Origin of the sequence: Pseudomonas sp. IPO3749 (assembly GCF_013386605.1) — a bacterium.
In the GTDB taxonomy this organism is placed as follows: domain Bacteria; phylum Pseudomonadota; class Gammaproteobacteria; order Pseudomonadales; family Pseudomonadaceae; genus Aquipseudomonas; species Aquipseudomonas azotoformans_A.
On record NZ_JACARN010000072.1, the window covers coordinates 14,742 to 31,478 of the forward strand.

A 16,737-nucleotide genomic window follows, 5' to 3' on the forward strand; every position below is an offset into this window, starting at 1 on the left:
TCAGCGACCTCCCGCAGGAACGATCAGCGGATCTTCATCGGGCAAGGGTTCGCCCTTGTGGGTACGACTGATCAGCGCAATGGTGCAACCACACACCACCACTGACCCAATCGCCGCGAGCACCGCCACAGGGCCACCGTGCAGAGCGGTCACCACGTTTTGTTGCGCAGCCATCGCCACCACCACGGGGATGTACATCGCGCCCCAGAAGCCCACGCCCATTTCGCAATCCTTGGTCATGCCGCCGCGCTTTTGCATCCACAGGCGGGCGCAGATCAGCAGGATCATCGCGATCCCCACCCCGCCCACGTTGGATTTGACACCCAGCAACACGCCAAGCATGTCGCCCATGATCACGCCCGCAAGCGTGCAGATCGCCAGCAATGCCACACCGTAGATAATCATTGTTGTTGTCCTCAAAGTGCTCGATCGAAATTGTTGTTGTTGTGCTTCGAAAGCCTTGGGTGCTGCTTTATCGGTGGCGGCGCTCCTCCTCTTGCAGCAGGGCCTGCAAGGTGTCCAGGCGTGCGCCTTCGCAGGCGATCACCGTGCCTTGTTCGAATACGCGGCGTGACAGGCCGGTGAGCACGGCGCCCGGTGGCAGTTCGATTTGCAGGCGCACGCCGCGCTCGTAGGCGCTTTGCACAGTGCCGCGCCAGTCGACGATGCGACACATATTGAAGGCCAGGTCGTCGCGCAATTGTTCGGGGTTGTGGATCGGCCGCGCACGGGTGCTGCTCAGGTAGGTGATGCGCGGTGCCTTGAGCGGCACGAAGGCTTGTGCCAAAGCCTGGGCTGGCTGCTCCAGCAACGCGCAGTGAGACGGCACGCTGACAGCCAGTCGCTTGGCGATGCCGTTGCCTTTGATGCGACTGGCGACAAGCTTCATGGCCTGGTCGCTGCCAGCGATCACCGTCTGGTTGTCGGCGTTGATATTGGCCAGGTACACCGGGGTTTCGGGGCTGTGGATTTCGGCCAGCAGGTTTTCGACGGTGGATAACTCCGGGCCGATGATCGCGGTCATGCCGTAGCCCTGTGGATAAGCGTTTTGCATCAGCTCGCCGCGCAGGCTGACCAGCCGGATCGCGTCGGCGAAATCCAGCGCACCGGCAATCACCGCTGCCGGGTAAGCACCAATGGACAACCCTGCGACGTAATCCGGCGTGTGTTGCAGCAAGCGGGCGTGGGCCACGCCGGCGATCAGCAGGCAAAGCTGCACGGCGCGGGTACTCGCCAGGGCGTGCGCCGAATCCAATACGCGAACGTCTTCGCCCAAGGCATCACTGGCGTGTTCCAACACATCGGCCGGCAACGCCTGGAGCATGCCGGAGCGTTGGGCGCCCTGGCCGGGGAAGACCAAAAGGCTGCTCATGCCACCGCCTGCCAAGGATCAATGACGAGGTGCGCACCGCGGGCGGTTTTCAATAGCACGCGCCGCGATGAACCGGCCCATTCGCGCAAGGCGACGGCGCCGAAAGGTGTTTGCAGTTGCATATCCACAGCGCACGCGGTGTTGTCCAAGGTTGCCAGCAAGTCGCGTGCATCGTTGCGATCCAGCGGCTCGGGCGTGCGCAGCATCAGGTCCAGATCGCTCTGGGCATGCAGCGCTTCAATGCCCGTTGCCAGCTCAAACCCCGCGCTGCCGGTGATGCCCCAATTCAAGGGCGCCAGCACCGGCCGCAGTTGTTCGAGTGCGTGCAAGGCCGGTAAGTCCCGTGTCGAGACAACGTCACGCAGCGCTTGCGGCGTGACTCGCCGCTGCACCGCGGCAATCGGCATCTCGGCAGCAAACCGCTGCTCGCGCAAACGCCCGCGCACGCCTACCGCGACCCAGCCCGGCGCAACGATTGCGCGACGCACCACCACCGTGCCTACCGCCTCCACCGCCCACACCGGAGCGTCAGCAGGCAGATGCGCCGGGGTCATGCCCCAGAGCAAGTCGTGGGCGTTCACCATTGTTCCCGCAGCAGTTGGCGTACGTGGCTGGAAGCCGCGCGGTTGGTCGCACCAAGGCGGACGCTCAAGTCGGTGCTGCGAATATCCTTGATCGCACTCACCAGGCAATCGCTGACCCGCGCCACATCCTCTGATGTAGGCTGTTCAATCTGGCTGACCGACAAGGTTTCCCACAGCAAGCCCAGGCTGGCGTAACTGTCTATGTCATAGGCCATGGGCGGCACGCTGGCGGCCAAGGCTTCCAACTCTTCGACGCTGCGCAGGGTCACCCGCGCCGCCGAAGCCTTACCCATGGCGTGCACCATCACACCGGGATCGCGCAGGGCAATCAGGCGATTGGCTTGGTACCCATGGGCGAGAAACGCACCGGACATGGCCTTGCCCACCAACAGCGCAATCACCGGGTGCCCGGCCAGACGCGCACGGGCATAGCTGTCGGCGGCAGCAGCCAGCGCCTGGTGGATGCCGAGCGCTTCTTCGCGACGGCCATAGGCTTGGCTCGGTACATCGACGATGGCGATGATCGGGCGCTTGTCGCCACGGGCGATGGCTTCATCGACGGCTTTTGCCAGACCCCAGCCTTCCAGCAGGCCGACTTCGCCATTGCGTGCGCGGGGGAAGCGGTTTTGCGCGTCGGTGACCACAGCGATATAGCGCACAGGCTGCTCACCCAGCACACCATCGGCGACTTTCAGCGAGTTGGGCAAACCCTCAACGGCTGTCGCTCCGGCGCTCAATGCGTTGAACCACTGCAAACCTCTCATGAGCGATCTCCTTGAAACAGCGCGCGTACCGTCGCCGGGTCGATTTGCGGCGTTGCGTCCAGTTCGGCCAAGCGCGCCAGGTAATAGTCGGCCTGACGACTGCGTTGTTGGGTGGGCAGGCCTTGTTGTCGTAATGCGCTGACGGTCTGTTGAATCTCGGCCACATCGTCAGCGACATAGCGATCGGCCAGGCCGCTGTTGAAGCGTTGCTCACCGCCGGTCAGGCTCCAGATGAAAGGCCGATCGCGGGAGTCGTACTCCTCAAGCCCCGCTTCCTGTTCGATGACTTGCGGGCCATTCAAACCCAGGCGCGCTTCGCGGGTGACGACAAGGTAACTGCACAATCCAGCAGCAATGGACATGCCGCCAAAGCAACCGACACTGCCCGCCACCACGCCGATCACCGGCTGGTGTTGGCGCAGATCGACAATCGCCGCGTGGATATCCGCAATGGCCGCCAGGCCCAGGTTGGCTTCCTGCAAGCGCACGCCACCGGTTTCCAGCAACAGGACGGCGCAGGTGGGAATGCCCTTGCGATTGTCCTCGGCCGCCAGCTCCAGAGCGCCCGCAATTTTTGCACCGCCGACTTCACCCAGGCTGCCGCCCTGGAAGTTGCCTTCAATGGCGGCAACCACCACAGGCTTTCCGTCGATGCTGCCCTTGGCGATCACCACACCGTCATCGGCCTGCGGCACTACACCTTGGCGACTGAGCCACGGCGACATGACGCGCTGGAACGGGTCGATCAATTCGCGGTAGGAACCGGCGTCCAGCAACGCCTTGGCCCGCTGCCGAGCGCCCAGCTCAACGAAGCTGTGTTTGGCGAGTAAGTCAGTCATGGCCGATCTCCTCGAAACCCTGCTCCAGGCGCAAGCGCACCACGCCGGGGGTGGCACCGAAGTCGTGGATATCAATGTTCAACGCCGGTGGCGTCTGCTCCTGGAAGATGCGCTCGAACAGATGCTGCCAACGTTGCTCGGCGCCATTCACCGAGGTTTGCACCTGGATGGTCAGCGTGCCCGGCGTACCGGGTTCCAGCAGCACCTCCAGATCGCCCGAGCCGACGCAACCCACCAGAGCACGGCCTTTTGGCGGCTGCCCGGCGGGGAATTCAAAGGACAAGGTTTCCATCACAACGCTCCGTCGAGGCGGTCGATAAACAGGCAGGCAGCCAACAGGTCGGCGGCGCCGCCGGGGGAGGCATTCAGGGCCAGCAGTTGAAGGTCCAGCGCGTGCAGTTGGCGACGACCGCCGAGGGTTGCGCTGCCGCCTGCCTCCAGCACGGCCTGGGCGCCGCGTTGCATCGCGTAGAGGCCTTCGGTGCCAGCACGGTAGAGCACGCAGGTGTCGGCCAGGTCCGTCATGATCGCGAGCAAGGCGTCCAGGCGCGCGTTCTGTTCGCCGGCGTTTTGCTGGCGGCTTCGGTGCAGCTGCGGCAAGCCGCGTTGCACCACGGACGGGAAGCCCAGCTGCGCTTCTTCACGAGCGCCGCGTGCGCCGTAACGTTGGGCGACTTGAGCACCGTGGCTCACGGGCTGCGGCGCGTAGCGGTCGTTGAGCAAGGCCAGTTTGGCTGCCGTCAGCGTGACGGCGCGAGGTTCCAGCGCCGCCGCTGCCGTGAGCAAACCAAGGGCCCAGATCGCACCGCGATGGGTGTTCACGCCGTTGGTGGTGGTCAACATTGCTTGCTCACCTTCACGGCCAATGCGCCCAAGGGCTTCACGCAGGGGCAAGCCGACTTCACCGAATTCAATCGCCGCCTCGGCCATCTCCTTAAACATCGGCCACAGCGACAACGCCGAGGCGTGCATCAGGCCCAGGTGCAAATCACTGTGGGCGCCGTTGCCACGCCGGTCCACCAGCGCGGGTTTGGGCGACAGGTCCGCTTCATCGATCAGCGCATCGACGGCCAGATCGGCCAGGCGATCCGCAAGGCTGAGTTCATGCAATTTAAGGGCGCGCATTTACCAGCTCCTGAATTTGGCGGGCGGGTTGTACAAGCCACCGGACCACTCCACCAGGTCGGCCACGCTCTTGGCGGCCAACAGTTCGCGGGTGGCGTCGGTGCGGCGGATGCCCAAGTCTTCGGGCAAGGCGATCAACCCTTCGCGGCGCATGCGCGCGGTGTCCTTGGGGTTGTGGCGCATGCCAATCGCCGTGACACCTGCGACGGCAGCGATCATCGCCTGGCGCTCTTCGAGTGAACGCGCCTTGTACAGGTAGGCGATGCCCTCTTCAGTGAGCAGGTGAGTGACGTCATCGCCATAGATCATGATCGGCGCCAAGGGCATGCCGCTTTTGCGCGCGACTTCCACGGCGTCGAGGGTGTCGACAAAGGTGGGTTTACCGCCTTCCTGGAAGGTCTCGACCATTTGCACCACGAGTTTTTTGCCGCGCTCCAACAGCGCTTCCGGTGCATCGTCGTGGCGCATATCCAGCCAGGCCGGCGTGCCATGGCGACGACCACGCGGGTCGTGGCCCATGTTCGGTGCGCCGCCAAACCCGGCGAGGCGTCCACGGGTCACGGTGGAAGAATGGCCGTCACCGTCCACTTGCAAGGTGGCGCCGATAAACAGGTCCACCGCGTATTGGCCGGCAAGTTGGCAGAACATCCGGTTGGAACGCATCGAGCCGTCGCGACCAGTGAAGAACACATCCGGCCGTGCAGCGATGTAGTTCTCCATGCCCAGTTCGGTGCCAAAACAATGCACGCTTTCGACCCAGCCGCTTTCAATCGCGGGGATCAGCGTGGGGTGCGGGTTGAGGGTCCAGTTGCGGCAGATCTTGCCCTTGAGGCCAAGGGATTCTCCGTAGGTGGGCAGGATCAATTCAATGGCGGCGGTGTTGAAGCCGATGCCATGGTTAAGCGACTGCACATTGTGTTTTTCGTAGATGCCACGGATCGCCATCATCGCCATCAGCACATGCACCGGCTTGATGTGGCGCGGGTCGCGGGTGAACAGCGGCTCGATATAGAACGGCTTGTCGGCCACCACCACAAAATCCACCCAGCTCGCCGGGATATCCACGCGCGGCAAATCGGTAACGTCATCCACCAACTGGTTGACCTGCACGATCACGATGCCATCGCTGAACGCGGCGGGCTCGATCAGCGCCGGGGTGTCTTCGGTGCTGGCGCCGGTGTAGATATTGCCAGCGCGGTCGGCCATGAAGCCGGCGGAAAGCACCACGTTGGGGATCAGGTCCACCACCAGCCGCGCGTAGAGTTCGATGTAGGTGTGGATCGCGCCGATTTCCAGCAGGCCGTCTTCGAGCAACTGGCTGATGCGCAGGGATTGGGTGCCCGCGAAGGAGAAGTCCAGCTTGCGCGCGATGCCCTTTTCAAACAGGTCCAGGTGCTCGGAACGGCCGACGCTGGGCATGATCATGTGCAAGTCGTGGAGCTTGGACGGGTCGGCTTTGGCGAGGGAGCGCGAGAGGAAATCCGCCTGCTTCTGGTTATTGCCCTCCAACACCACACGGTCACCGGGCAGGATCAGCGCCTCAAGCGCCTCGACGATCCTGTCACTGGGCAACACCGCCCCGTCTGCGTATTTTTTGACCAGCCCGAGCCGCCGCTGCTTCTCGTCGCGCCGCCGCGTCCAGCGCGAGTCGGGGGTGATTGTTGTTGTCATGGTCGCTCCACGGGTTTGCTGTCGTGGGCTGTACCTTAGGAGTGATTCAGAGGGCCATCAATCAAGCTCGGCGGTGGTTCGTTACGGTTGGGGTAATAGAACATCAGCAAATGCTGGTTTTGACCGAATGAAGATCAAAATGTGGGAGCGGGCTTGCTCGCGAATGCGGTGTATCAGATGCAGATGTATTGGCTGACACCCTGCATTCGCGAGCAAGCCCGCTCCCACATGTGTTGGGTGGTGTTCTTTAAGTAGCGGTCCCAAGCAGGGAACGATCAGTCCCTGTTTGGGACCGTTTCAAGAGGCTGGCGATGGGCTGACTTGCTCCAACGCTCTATCAACCAACAACTGACCCAACTCTGCCATTTGCTGAATCCCGAGCATGATCGCGCGCTGGGAGGTGTCCAGGTCGAAAGCGAGATTGCAGGTCAGTGCGTTGAGGGAAGACAGGGTTTCGCTGGCGTTGACCAGCAGGGTTTCGGTGTTTTCGTGCGGGTTTACGGTGAAGAGGGGCGGATTGGGGGTAGGTTTGACCATGATGAAGCTCCTAAACAGTGAGTAAGGAGCGCCACCTTTCGCTTGCACGCGAATGAGGGTGGCGACCGTGCGCAGGTGTGCAAGACCGGGCCTGTTTAGGACACCCAGCAGGTCCGAAGACCTCCTGCGCGCAGCCGCCATAAAGCAGCGAGCACAAAAAACGCCCGTTGGTTGGCTGGGCGTTTGTACGCCTAAACAGTTTCGTCGGACTTGCACGTCCGTGTCACCGTTTTTTGCGATGACAGGACGAAGACTAGGCGCGCTGACGGCACGCGACAAGTTCATGCATGGCCCAAAATCTTGCAGGAAAAATCCGAGAGCCCAACCCCCTGTGACGAGGGAGCTTGCTCCCGCTGGGCTGCGCAGCAACCCCAGTAAGAACACTGCGTTTTTACAGGCAGGAAGCGGCCGCACATTTTGGGGCCGCTTCGCGTCCCAGCGGGAGCAAGCTCCCTCGCCACAAAAGAGATCAGCAGGAAGATTCATACAATATTTTAAGGTTGTTGCTCGGAACGGCCCCTTCTAGCCTTTGGGCTGAATACCCATCGCCGTAGGACACTTCAACATGACCCTGCACAACCCCCCTCACCCAGGTGAAATCCTGCTTGAAGATGTAATCCCTGCCCTGGACATCACCATCACCGAAATGGCCCGGCACCTGGGTTTCGCCCGTGAGACGTTTTCGAGGATTTTGCATGGGCATGCGCCTGTCAGTCCTGACTTGGCGGTGCGGCTTGAGCGGGCAGGTGTGAGCACTGGGCAGTTATGGCTGTCGATGCAAAGTGCCTACGACTTGTGGCAGGCCGAGCATCGGGAGCAGCCGGTGATTGAGCGGTTTGCGCGGATTGATTGAGCCTGTTCCTGTAGGAGCGAGCTTGCTCGCGAAGAACCGTCAGGCACCGCTGGTTTAAAAGGAGCGCTGCGTTATCGTTGGCGTTTTTCGCGAGCAAGCTCGCTCCTACAGTGGGTCACTGTCAGGCCAGGCCGGACTCTACCAGCAGTGCCTCAAGCCCCATCAAATCCGGCACCTTCGCCACATGCTCGCCCACCTGCACCGCCGCCAGCTCTAGCGGGCACAGCGGCACGTCCACGTAGCTCAACTCACTGTCGAGCTTGTACGAACGCGGAATGCCCTGGATCACCAGCGCAATAAACTTCAACGTCGGCCGCCCACCCAATGAATTCAACACCACGATCCGCGAGCGTTCGCCGGTCACGCTGGCTTCGCCGCACACCGCTTCAAAGCTGATCAGCGGGATTTGCCGATCGCGCCAGGTCACTTGGCGCAAATACCACGGCGGCGCGTCGCTGGCCGGTTCGCCGCGCTGGAAGTCGATCAGTTCGGCGATGGCGACGTTGGGCAGCACCAGGTGGCGGTCAGCCAGGGGTAGCAGCAGGCCGGTGAGTTGGCTGGCGCGGTGGTCAAGCATGGGACTTGCTCCAGTAGGCGATGCTTTCGAGCAACACCGATTCCTGGTACGGCTTGCCGAGGTAGTCATTCACGCCGATGGCCATGGCGCGGTCGCGGTGTTTCTGGCCGGTGCGCGAGGTGATCATGATGATCGGCAGGCGCATCAGCCGGGGGTCGTTACGCACTTGGGTGGCGACTTCGAAACCGTCCATGCGCGGCATTTCGATGTCGAGCAGCATCAGGTCCGGGGTGTGCTCTTCCAGCACGGCGAGGGCGTCGATGCCGTCTTTGGCGGTGAGCACGTTCATGCCGTTGCGTTCCAGCAGGCGGCTGGTGACTTTGCGCACGGTAACCGAGTCGTCCACCACCAGCACTAGCAACGGACGCTTTTTCAGCGGGTCGTTGAGGATCAGCGGCGCATCCACTGACTGCGCCGGCAAGGCCGCTGGGCGGGCGCGGATATGCGCCAGCAAGTCGATGATCAACACCACGCGGCCATCGCCCAGAATCGTCGCGCCAGACAAACCCTGCACGCCGGCAAACTGCGGCCCCAGGCCCTTGACCACGATTTCACGCGTACCAGCCATGCCGTCCACATGGATAGCCACGCGCCGCTCATTGCACTGCACCAGCAGCACCGGCACTGGTTGATATTGGCCCAACAGTTTCGGGCGGCTGACGGTGTGCAACAGGTCGCCCAGATAGAACAGCTCGTAACGCTGGCCGGCGTATTCATAACGCGGCGGGTCTTGCTGGTAATGCCCGGCCAACTCATGGGGCAACACACGCACCAGGCCTTCGATGGTGTTGAGCGGGATCGCATATTGATCGTCCGCACATTGCACCATCAGCGCACGGTTGACGGACACGGTGAACGGCAAGCGAATACGAAAGTGCACGCCCATACCCGGCGTCGAGTCGATGACCATCGAGCCGCCCAACTGACGCACTTCCTCATGCACCACATCCATGCCCACGCCGCGCCCGGAAATCTGCGTGATCTTTTCCGCCGTGGAGAAGCCCGGTTGCAGGATGAACTGCAACACGTCGCGGTCGCTGATCTCCTGATTCGGGTCGAGCAAACCGCGCTTGATCGCCTTGCGCCGCACGGCCTCCAGCGGCACACCCGCGCCGTCGTCGCGCATGTCGAAGACGATGTCGCCGCCTTCGTGGGTCAAGTCCAGGGTGATGCGACCTTTCTCCGGCTTACCGGCCAGCAGCCGTGCATCGCGGGACTCCAGCCCATGGTCGACGGCGTTGCGCAGCATGTGTTCCAGCGGCGCCGCCATGCGTTCCAGCACGTTGCGGTCCATCTCGCCTTCAGCGTTGCCGACGATGAACTCCACGTCCTTGCCCAACTCACCCGCCACTTGGCGCACGATGCGTTTGAGGCGCGGCAGCATGCGTTCGAACGGCACCATGCGCGTGCGCATCAGGCCTTCCTGCAACTCGGTGTTGATACGCGCCTGTTGCTGCAACAGGTCGTGGGCGTCTTCGTTGCGGCGCTCAAGGGTGTCCTTGAGGTCGAGCAAGTCAGAGGCAGATTCGGACAATGCGCGCGACAGTTGCTGCAACTGCGAATGGCGGTCCATTTCCAGCGGATCGAAGTCTTCATAGCCCAGGCGCTCGGCCTCGGCTTGCTGGCGGCTGAGGATGCGGCCCTGGGTTTCAGTGTCGAGGCGACGCAGTTGGTCGCGCATGCGCTCAATCGTAGTTTCCACTTCGGTCAGGGCGATGCGTGCGTCGTTGACTTGTTGTTCGATACGGCCACGAAAGATCGAGGTTTCACCAGCCAGGTTGACCAGGTCGTCGAGCAACTCGGCAGAGATCTTCACCATGTCGGCCATCGGATCGACGACGGCCTCCGCCTTGCCCGCCGGCAACGCCAATGGCGTCACAGGCTCGTCGCTCGGGTGCACCAGGCTTTTGATGCGCTCGATGAGCTTGTCCACCGAGCCGACCGGCAAGCCGTCCGCCACCGCGTCGATCATCTGCGCCAGGCGGTCGTGGCAGCCTTGCAGCAATGCGAACAACGCCGGGGATGGCGCGAGCAAACCGGCGGACAGGCCTTCGTAGAGAAATTCCAGTTCATGGGCCAGGTCGCCGATGGGCGCGATCTCGACCATACGCGCGCCACCCTTGAGGGTGTGCAGGTCGCGCAGCAGGGTCTCCACTTCCTGGCGATTACCGGGCTCGGCCTGCCAGCGCGACAGCGCAGCACTGGAGCTGTCGAGGATGTCGGCCGCTTCTTCGAGGAAGATATCCAGCAGCTCAGGGTCGGCGCCAGACGCAGGCGGCGCGGCGGCCGGTGCCGCAGGCGCGCTGCCTTGGCGCAAGGCGCGCACCCTGGCGATCAGCTCAGCGCTATCGCTCAAGGGTTGGTGATGCTGCAGTTCTTCAAGCTGCAAGGCGAGGCGTTCATGGCTGGCCATCAGCACCTGGGACAGTTCGGCAGAGTAGCTGTAGCGACGGTCCACCAGCCCTTCGTACAGGCACTCCAACTCGTGGGCCAGTTCGCCAATCGGCTCGATTTCAGCCATGCGCGCGCCGCCCTTGAGGGTGTGCAGATCGCGTTGCAACGACGACAGCGGCGCGGCGTTGTCGGGCTCCAGCAACCAGCGCTTGAGCGACTGCCCGGCGCTGTCGAGGATGTCCACGGCTTCTTCGAGGAAGATCTCGACGATCTCGTCGTCCATCGTCGTTTGCTGATCCAACTGCTGTGTGGCGGCGCCCAGTTCGGCAATGCTCAGCGCGCGGCTGCCATCGCTTTTGATCAGGCCGGTGGCGGACGGGTCGAGGGCTTCATCCAGCAGCTCGCGCAGGGCGTGGACACGGGCCGGTGCCGGGCTGATTTCCTGGCCGGCGGCCAGTTGGTCGAGCATGTTGATCAGCGCTTCATGGGCCTGTTCGGCCTCATGGAAAAACCGCTCGCTGACCGCCAGGCTGCTTTCCTCAACGGCGCCGTACAGGTCGAGCAAGGCTTCGCAGAGTGCGTCGATGGCATGCAGGTCTGCGACGTGCGCGCCCTCCCCCAGCGTGGTCAATTCATCCAGCAGCGCGGTGAGTTCCTGGCGTTCGCCGGGGTGTTGCTGCCAGCGACGTAGCAGGCTCTCGGCGTCGAGCAGGATATCCATGCCCTGGGCCAGGAAGTTGGCGATCAGTTGTGGGTCGCGCTTGATGTGCACGTCGAGCAGCGCTTCAAGCTGCTGATCCAGCAGGCCTTGGGTGCGGCTGATCAGGTCCTCTGCACCGTTGATCGGCGCCAGGGGATCGTTGTCCAGATCGCGCAGCCCCTGTTGGAACAGGCCTTCGGCTTCCAGCAGCAACTCCACTTCGTCCAGGTCCAGCGGCAGGCGGTGGGCCTTGTATTCGCGGGTCAGGTGGTCGAGCGGGCGCGCCAGCTCGGCAATGGGCAACACGCCAGCCATATAGGCGCTGCCCTTGAGGGTGTGCAGGGCGCGTTGCAGTTCATCGCTGACTTGCAGCGGCACATGCTCGGCGGCCTGTTGCAGGAAGTGGTTGAGGCTGTCCAGATGGCTTTGGGCTTCGTTGCGGAAAATCTCCAGCAGCATCGGATCATGAGGCTCGGCGGCCAGCGCGGGTGTACCGCTGGCCAAGGCGTGGGCACGGGCGGCCAGGGCGTCGACTTCATCGCGTTGACGCTGGTCGTCGATGGCAAAGTCCGCGATCAACTCCGGCAGCAAGGCCACCGCTTCGTCCAGCACCTGCTGCACGTCGGGGCCAAGGTTCACGCTGCGCTCCAGTACACGGTTCAGCAGGTTTTCCACCGCCCAGGCCAACTCGGCCAAGACCAGGGCGCGCACCATGCGGCCGCTGCCTTTGAGGGTGTGGAAGGCGCGGCGCATTTCGGCCTGGGCGGTTTTGTCCGCGCTGTTAGGCAGGTAACGGTGCAGCACCTCAAGGACTTCGTCGGTCTCCTCAAGGAAGACTTCGCGCAGTTCATCGTCGATGGGTTCTTCATCGGCCGGCGGCGGCAACAGGCTGCCAGGGCGCTGCAGGGCCGGCGGGTTCAGGCGCGACGTGGGGCTGGCGAGTGCGTCGAACTGGGATTGGCTCGGCGCAACCTCGGCCGAGAGCGCGCCATCCGGTGCAACCAGGGCCTGGCGCCAGGGTTTTTCGGCGGGCAGGTAACCCAGTGCGGCCAAGCCTTGGGTAGCCAGTTCCAGCACCCGCTCGCCCGCAGCATCCGGGTCCTGGAGCATGCGTTCCAGGTAGTACTCCAGGCTGCTGATCACGTCGGCGAAATGCGCCAGTTGCCTCTCGGAAGGCGGTGCATCGTTGCCCATCAACTGTTCGTCGACGTAATCCGTGCAGCCGCGCATCAGGCTGGCCGCGCGGGGCAACGGGATCATCGCCAGGGCGCCGCGCACCTGGCTCAGCAGCTCCGGCAGGGACTCCAGGCGCTGGCGGTCCCAATCGGCTTCAATGCAGTCGATCACCAGTTCCTTGGCTTGCTTGAGGCACTGGCAGGATTCACGGATCACCAACTGGTGGATCTGGGTCAGGTCGGTGGTGGGCAAGCGGCTTTCTTCGCGGCTTTCCGGCTCGACGGTGCCGACCATGCCCGCCAACGTGGCTTCGACGTAAAGCAAGGCGCCAGCGACGTCCATCAACACAGCGTCATTGGGTTCGCGTTGGCCTTGGGCCAGGCTCAGCACCACGGCGAGTTGGTCGATGATGACTTTACGTGGCTGGCCGAAGCCCAGTACCGCCAGGGTGTCGGCGATCTGCCGCAACGGCGCCAGCAGTGCATCAAGGTCGCTGGTGTGCTGACGGTCGCTGCGTACGAACAAGTCGAGGCGTTCTTTGACCCGCACCAACTCTTCACACAGGGCGCCCAGCACCGAGCCCATGGCGTTGCGGTCCGGCCCGGCCAGGCGTGCGCGCTCGGCATCCACCACGGCGCTGTCAGGCAAGGCTTCATCCAGGCCGTAGCGTTCCTTCAGGCTTTGCATGCGCGGCGTCGGACGGGTGACCTTGGCCACATAGAACAGCAGGCTCTTGAGCAATTCATCCGGCGCCGGCTGGTTGATCCCGCCGATACCCTGGGCCAGCAGGCGCTTGAGTTGTTTGTCACTGGCCTTGAGCAGGCTGCGCAACGCCGGGCTGTTGGCGATCACGCCGGTGAGCATGCCTTCGACCAACGCCGAGGTGACCTGCCACAGCGGTAACAGCGGCGCGCCTTGGCACAGTGCTTCAAGGCGTGCGAACACCCGCGCCATGTCTTCCAGGTTGCTGGGGCCATGGTCTTCACGCAGCAGCCCCGCCAGTGCCTGCTGCAACAGCTGATGCCACTGGCGCAGTTGTTCTTTCAGGTCGGGCAACGCGCGTTGGGCCAGGGCCTCGTCGGGCAGTGGCGCGATGGTCAGCAGTTGCGGGCTGAACAGGCTGGTTTCCGACAGCAGGCTTTCGCCGTGCGCGCTGCGCAGGTCATTGAGCAGTGGCAACACCACCAGTGGCAGGTCGCGGCGGGCGCTGTGCACGCGGTCCAGGTACAACGGCAATTGAGTCAGGGCTTGTTGCAACAGGCGAATGCTTTCGTCGCGCTGACTGACGCTCCCGGCTTGCAGGGCCAGCGCCAGTTCTTCGATTTCCTCGGCCAGCAGCGCCGCGCCGTAGAACTCGACCATCTGCAACGCGCCATGCACTTGGTGGACGCACGCCAGGCAGTCGCTGATCGCTTCGGCGTCTGTAGTCTCGACATAAGCGTCGAGCGCCGAGCGAGCCTGTTTCAGGGTTTCGGCAATGTCGCCCTTGACCCATTCGAGGGCCACGTAGTCGTGCCGATCAACCATAACTGCTCCGCGTTGAAATCATGAATGGCTGTGGGGCTGTTCATCCACCGGACGCGCCGGCGGCAAGGTGAAGCCCGACACCGACCGCCGCAACTGGCTGGCCATTTTCGCCAGGTTGCCGATGCTTTCGGCGGTGGCCGTGGAGCCCGACGAGGTCTGGGTGGTGATCTGCTGGATCACGTTCATGGTCAGGGAGATCTGCCCGGCCGATGAGGTCTGTTGCTGCGCTGCGTTGGAAATACTCTGGATCAGCGCCGCCAGGGTCTTGGATACGCCTTCGATCTCTTCCAGCGCCACCCCGGCGTCCTGGGCCAGCCGCGCGCCGCGCACCACTTCGGTGGTGGTCTGTTCCATGGAAATGACCGCTTCGTTGGTGTCGGCCTGGATCGCCCGCACCAACGTTTCAATCTGCCGGGTCGCCGCCGATGAGCGCTCGGCCAGGCGCTGCACTTCGTCTGCCACCACCGCAAAGCCGCGCCCGGCATCGCCGGCCATGCTTGCCTGGATAGCAGCGTTGAGGGCGAGGATGTTGGTCTGGTCGGCAATGTCGTCGATCAGGCTGACGATGTCGCCAATTTCCTGGGACGACTCGCCCAGGCGCTTGATGCGCTTGGCGGTGTCCTGGATCTGCTCGCGGATGTTGTCCATGCCATGGATGGTGTTGTGCACCACCTCGTTGCCCTTGTTGGCGATTTCCACCGAGCGCTCTGCCACCGCCGAGGACTCGGCAGCGTTGGCCGAGACCTGGTCGATGGACTGGGCCATCTGGTTGATCGCGGTGGACGCCTCGGCGATCTGCTGGGCCTGGTGCTCCGAGGCCTGGGCCAAGTGCATGGCGGTGGCCTGGGTGTCCTGCACGGCGCCGGCGACTTGCCCGGCTGTGAGGTTGATGGTGGCGACCAGGTCGCGCAGTTGGTCGACGGAATAGTTGATGGAGTCGGCGATGGTGCCGGTGAAGTCTTCGGTCACCGAGGCAGTCACGGTGAGGTCGCCGTCGGCCAGGTCTTCGATTTCATCCAGCAGGCGCATGATCGCGTTCTGGTTGCGTTCGTTCTTCTCGGCGGTTTCGTGCAGCTGGCGGTTGGTCTCGCGCACCATCACCAGGCCGATCAGGATGATCGAGGTCAGGGCGAGCAGGCCCAGGACATAGCCGCCGATGGTGTCAAAGCTGCGCCCGCTGGCGAGGTTTTCGAACCCGGTCGCCAGGTGCGAGGCTTCATCGAGCAGGGTTTGCGACAGATTGAAGATGTTGCTCGCTGAGGCCCGCACCTGGAACAGCTGCGGCGAGGTCTCGAGGATCTCATCCACGGAGCCGGAAACGAATTCGAACAGCTCGGCGATTTCCGCCAACCGCGCGCGGGCGTCGCGGTCCTCGACCTGGGTGATGCGCAAACCGGGGTTGCCCTGGAGCATGCCATTGAGCACCTGGCCGAAACGGTTGGCGTCGCGGCCAAAGGCATCGGCGGCCTGCACGGCGGTTTCGTCGCCGGCCAACACGGTGTTCACCGCGCCAAGGATACGTTCGGCCAGCAGTGATTGGCGCTGGGCCAACGCAACCTGGCTGGCCGGAGCACCGCGTTGCAGGAGGATATCGACGACCTTTTCCGACTCCATCTGCAGTTGCGGCACGGTTTCGGCCAGGGTCGCGGCCACCTGATGCAGCGACAGCACGGTCTGCTCGCTGGCGAGGATCGCGTCGGTGTTTTTCAGCAGTGCTTCCCAGTCGGTCTGCACCGCGCGCATTTCGGCACGCACTGCGCTGGGCGCGGCGGGCAGACCGGTTTGCGGGTCACCTTTTTTCAGGAAGCCCCAGCGCTGGGCGAAGTCGTTACGCGCGTCGCCCAGCAGCTTGAACGCCGCAGCCTTGCCGGCGGCGGCTTCGGTGGCGTTCTTGGCGATACGCTGGGACAGCACGCGCAGCTCACCGGCGTGGCCGATGTACTGTTTATCGTAGGTGGATTGGGTATTGAGGTACGCAAAGTTGGCGAACAGCAACATGATGAACACGATCAGTGCGATGAACAGCACGATGATCTGCGAGCGGCTGCGCGAGCCGGCCTGGGGTTTGAGTGCGGTAGCGGTGGTCATGCGGCAACATCCATGAAGCCAGGGGCCTGGGCCAGGGCGAAGGGGCTGAACACCTGCCACGACGGGTCGCCGTCGAACCGGCCTTGAATAAACGCTGCGTCGGGCGCGGTGTTCGCCCGCCAGGCGTCTTGTGCGAAATGCTGCATCCCCACCACCTCGTCGACCAGCAGCCCGACAAACACGTCGTTGAACTCCACCACCAGCACCCGCCGTTGCTTGCGCGCCTTGGACAACTCAAGGCCGAGGAATCCACCCAGGTCCATCACCGGCAACAGGCGCCCACGCAGGTTGGCCACGCCCTTGACCCAGGCCTTGACCCCGGGCATCAAGGTGCAACGTGGTTCGTGCAGGACTTCGGCGACTTCACCCATGGGCGCCACATACCAGTGCTGGCCCAGGCGAAAGCCGATCCCGCTCCAGCGTTGCAGGCGGGTTTCCTGGGACGGCAGGTCAGCGGCCAGCAGGCGGCAGCGGCGGTCGATGTCCAGCAGCAGCTCGAAGGCGGTTTGCGACTCGGTCATGATGGCGAA

General features: G+C 63.4%; 14 protein-coding genes. 1 reads left to right on the top strand and 13 read right to left on the bottom strand.

Annotation, left to right across the window (positions count from 1 at the left end):
• From madL to HX812_RS25365, 9 genes are all read right to left on the bottom strand, one after another.
• Positions 1-405, bottom strand: a complete 405-nt coding sequence (madL, locus tag HX812_RS25325) for a malonate transporter subunit MadL (protein WP_038849435.1) — start codon at positions 403-405, stop codon at positions 1-3.
• Between the two features lie 67 nt (positions 406-472).
• Entirely contained in the window at positions 473-1,372 is a 900-nt protein-coding gene (gene mdcH / locus HX812_RS25330; protein WP_038849438.1) for a malonate decarboxylase subunit epsilon, read from the bottom strand.
• Positions 1,369-1,956 carry a malonate decarboxylase holo-ACP synthase gene (locus HX812_RS25335; RefSeq protein ID WP_038849441.1) on the bottom strand — a complete coding sequence of 196 codons (588 nt, stop codon included), beginning with the start codon at positions 1,954-1,956 and terminating at the stop codon, positions 1,369-1,371. Before HX812_RS25335 ends, mdcH begins: the two co-directional genes overlap by 4 nt.
• Positions 1,950-2,720 carry a biotin-independent malonate decarboxylase subunit gamma gene (gene mdcE, locus HX812_RS25340; RefSeq protein ID WP_038849444.1) on the bottom strand — a complete coding sequence of 257 codons (771 nt, stop codon included), beginning with the start codon at positions 2,718-2,720 and terminating at the stop codon, positions 1,950-1,952. The genes HX812_RS25335 and mdcE overlap by 7 nt, the downstream gene beginning before the upstream one ends.
• On the bottom strand, positions 2,717-3,559 hold the full coding sequence (locus HX812_RS25345; protein ID WP_038849446.1) for a biotin-independent malonate decarboxylase subunit beta: 843 nt from the start codon (positions 3,557-3,559) through the stop codon (positions 2,717-2,719). Before HX812_RS25345 ends, mdcE begins: the two co-directional genes overlap by 4 nt.
• The gene (locus HX812_RS25350; RefSeq protein ID WP_015886328.1) at positions 3,552-3,851 is read right to left on the bottom strand and encodes a malonate decarboxylase subunit delta; all 300 of its coding nucleotides are present in this window, start codon (positions 3,849-3,851) and stop codon (positions 3,552-3,554) included. Before HX812_RS25350 ends, HX812_RS25345 begins: the two co-directional genes overlap by 8 nt.
• Complete coding sequence (locus tag HX812_RS25355) at positions 3,851-4,684, bottom strand: triphosphoribosyl-dephospho-CoA synthase (RefSeq protein ID WP_038849449.1); 834 nt, start codon at positions 4,682-4,684, stop codon at positions 3,851-3,853. The genes HX812_RS25350 and HX812_RS25355 overlap by 1 nt, the downstream gene beginning before the upstream one ends.
• Positions 4,685-6,355, bottom strand: coding sequence for a malonate decarboxylase subunit alpha (gene mdcA / locus HX812_RS25360; protein WP_038849452.1), 1,671 nt, complete (start codon positions 6,353-6,355; stop codon positions 4,685-4,687).
• A 297-nt stretch (positions 6,356-6,652) separates the two neighbouring features.
• Positions 6,653-6,892 (bottom strand): DUF6124 family protein, encoded by a 240-nt coding sequence (locus HX812_RS25365; RefSeq protein WP_025857698.1) that lies wholly within the window; start codon positions 6,890-6,892, stop codon positions 6,653-6,655.
• A gap of 565 nt (positions 6,893-7,457) precedes the next feature.
• Here HX812_RS25365 and HX812_RS25370 point away from each other — a divergent pair.
• Positions 7,458-7,745 (top strand): HigA family addiction module antitoxin, encoded by a 288-nt coding sequence (locus HX812_RS25370; protein WP_038850857.1) that lies wholly within the window; start codon positions 7,458-7,460, stop codon positions 7,743-7,745.
• Between the two features lie 121 nt (positions 7,746-7,866).
• Here the strand turns inward: HX812_RS25370 and HX812_RS25375 are convergent, their stop codons facing one another.
• The 4 genes from HX812_RS25375 to HX812_RS25390 are packed head-to-tail and all read right to left on the bottom strand — an operon-like array spanning position 7,867 to position 16,728.
• Entirely contained in the window at positions 7,867-8,322 is a 456-nt protein-coding gene (locus HX812_RS25375; protein WP_038850856.1) for a chemotaxis protein CheW, read from the bottom strand.
• Positions 8,315-14,119 (bottom strand): Hpt domain-containing protein, encoded by a 5,805-nt coding sequence (locus tag HX812_RS25380; RefSeq protein ID WP_038850854.1) that lies wholly within the window; start codon positions 14,117-14,119, stop codon positions 8,315-8,317. Before HX812_RS25380 ends, HX812_RS25375 begins: the two co-directional genes overlap by 8 nt.
• A gap of 18 nt (positions 14,120-14,137) precedes the next feature.
• Positions 14,138-16,207, bottom strand: a complete 2,070-nt coding sequence (locus HX812_RS25385) for a methyl-accepting chemotaxis protein (RefSeq protein WP_038850853.1) — start codon at positions 16,205-16,207, stop codon at positions 14,138-14,140.
• Positions 16,204-16,728, bottom strand: a complete 525-nt coding sequence (locus tag HX812_RS25390; RefSeq protein ID WP_033897068.1) for a chemotaxis protein CheW — start codon at positions 16,726-16,728, stop codon at positions 16,204-16,206. The genes HX812_RS25385 and HX812_RS25390 overlap by 4 nt, the downstream gene beginning before the upstream one ends.
• Positions 16,729-16,737 lie beyond the last annotated feature (9 nt).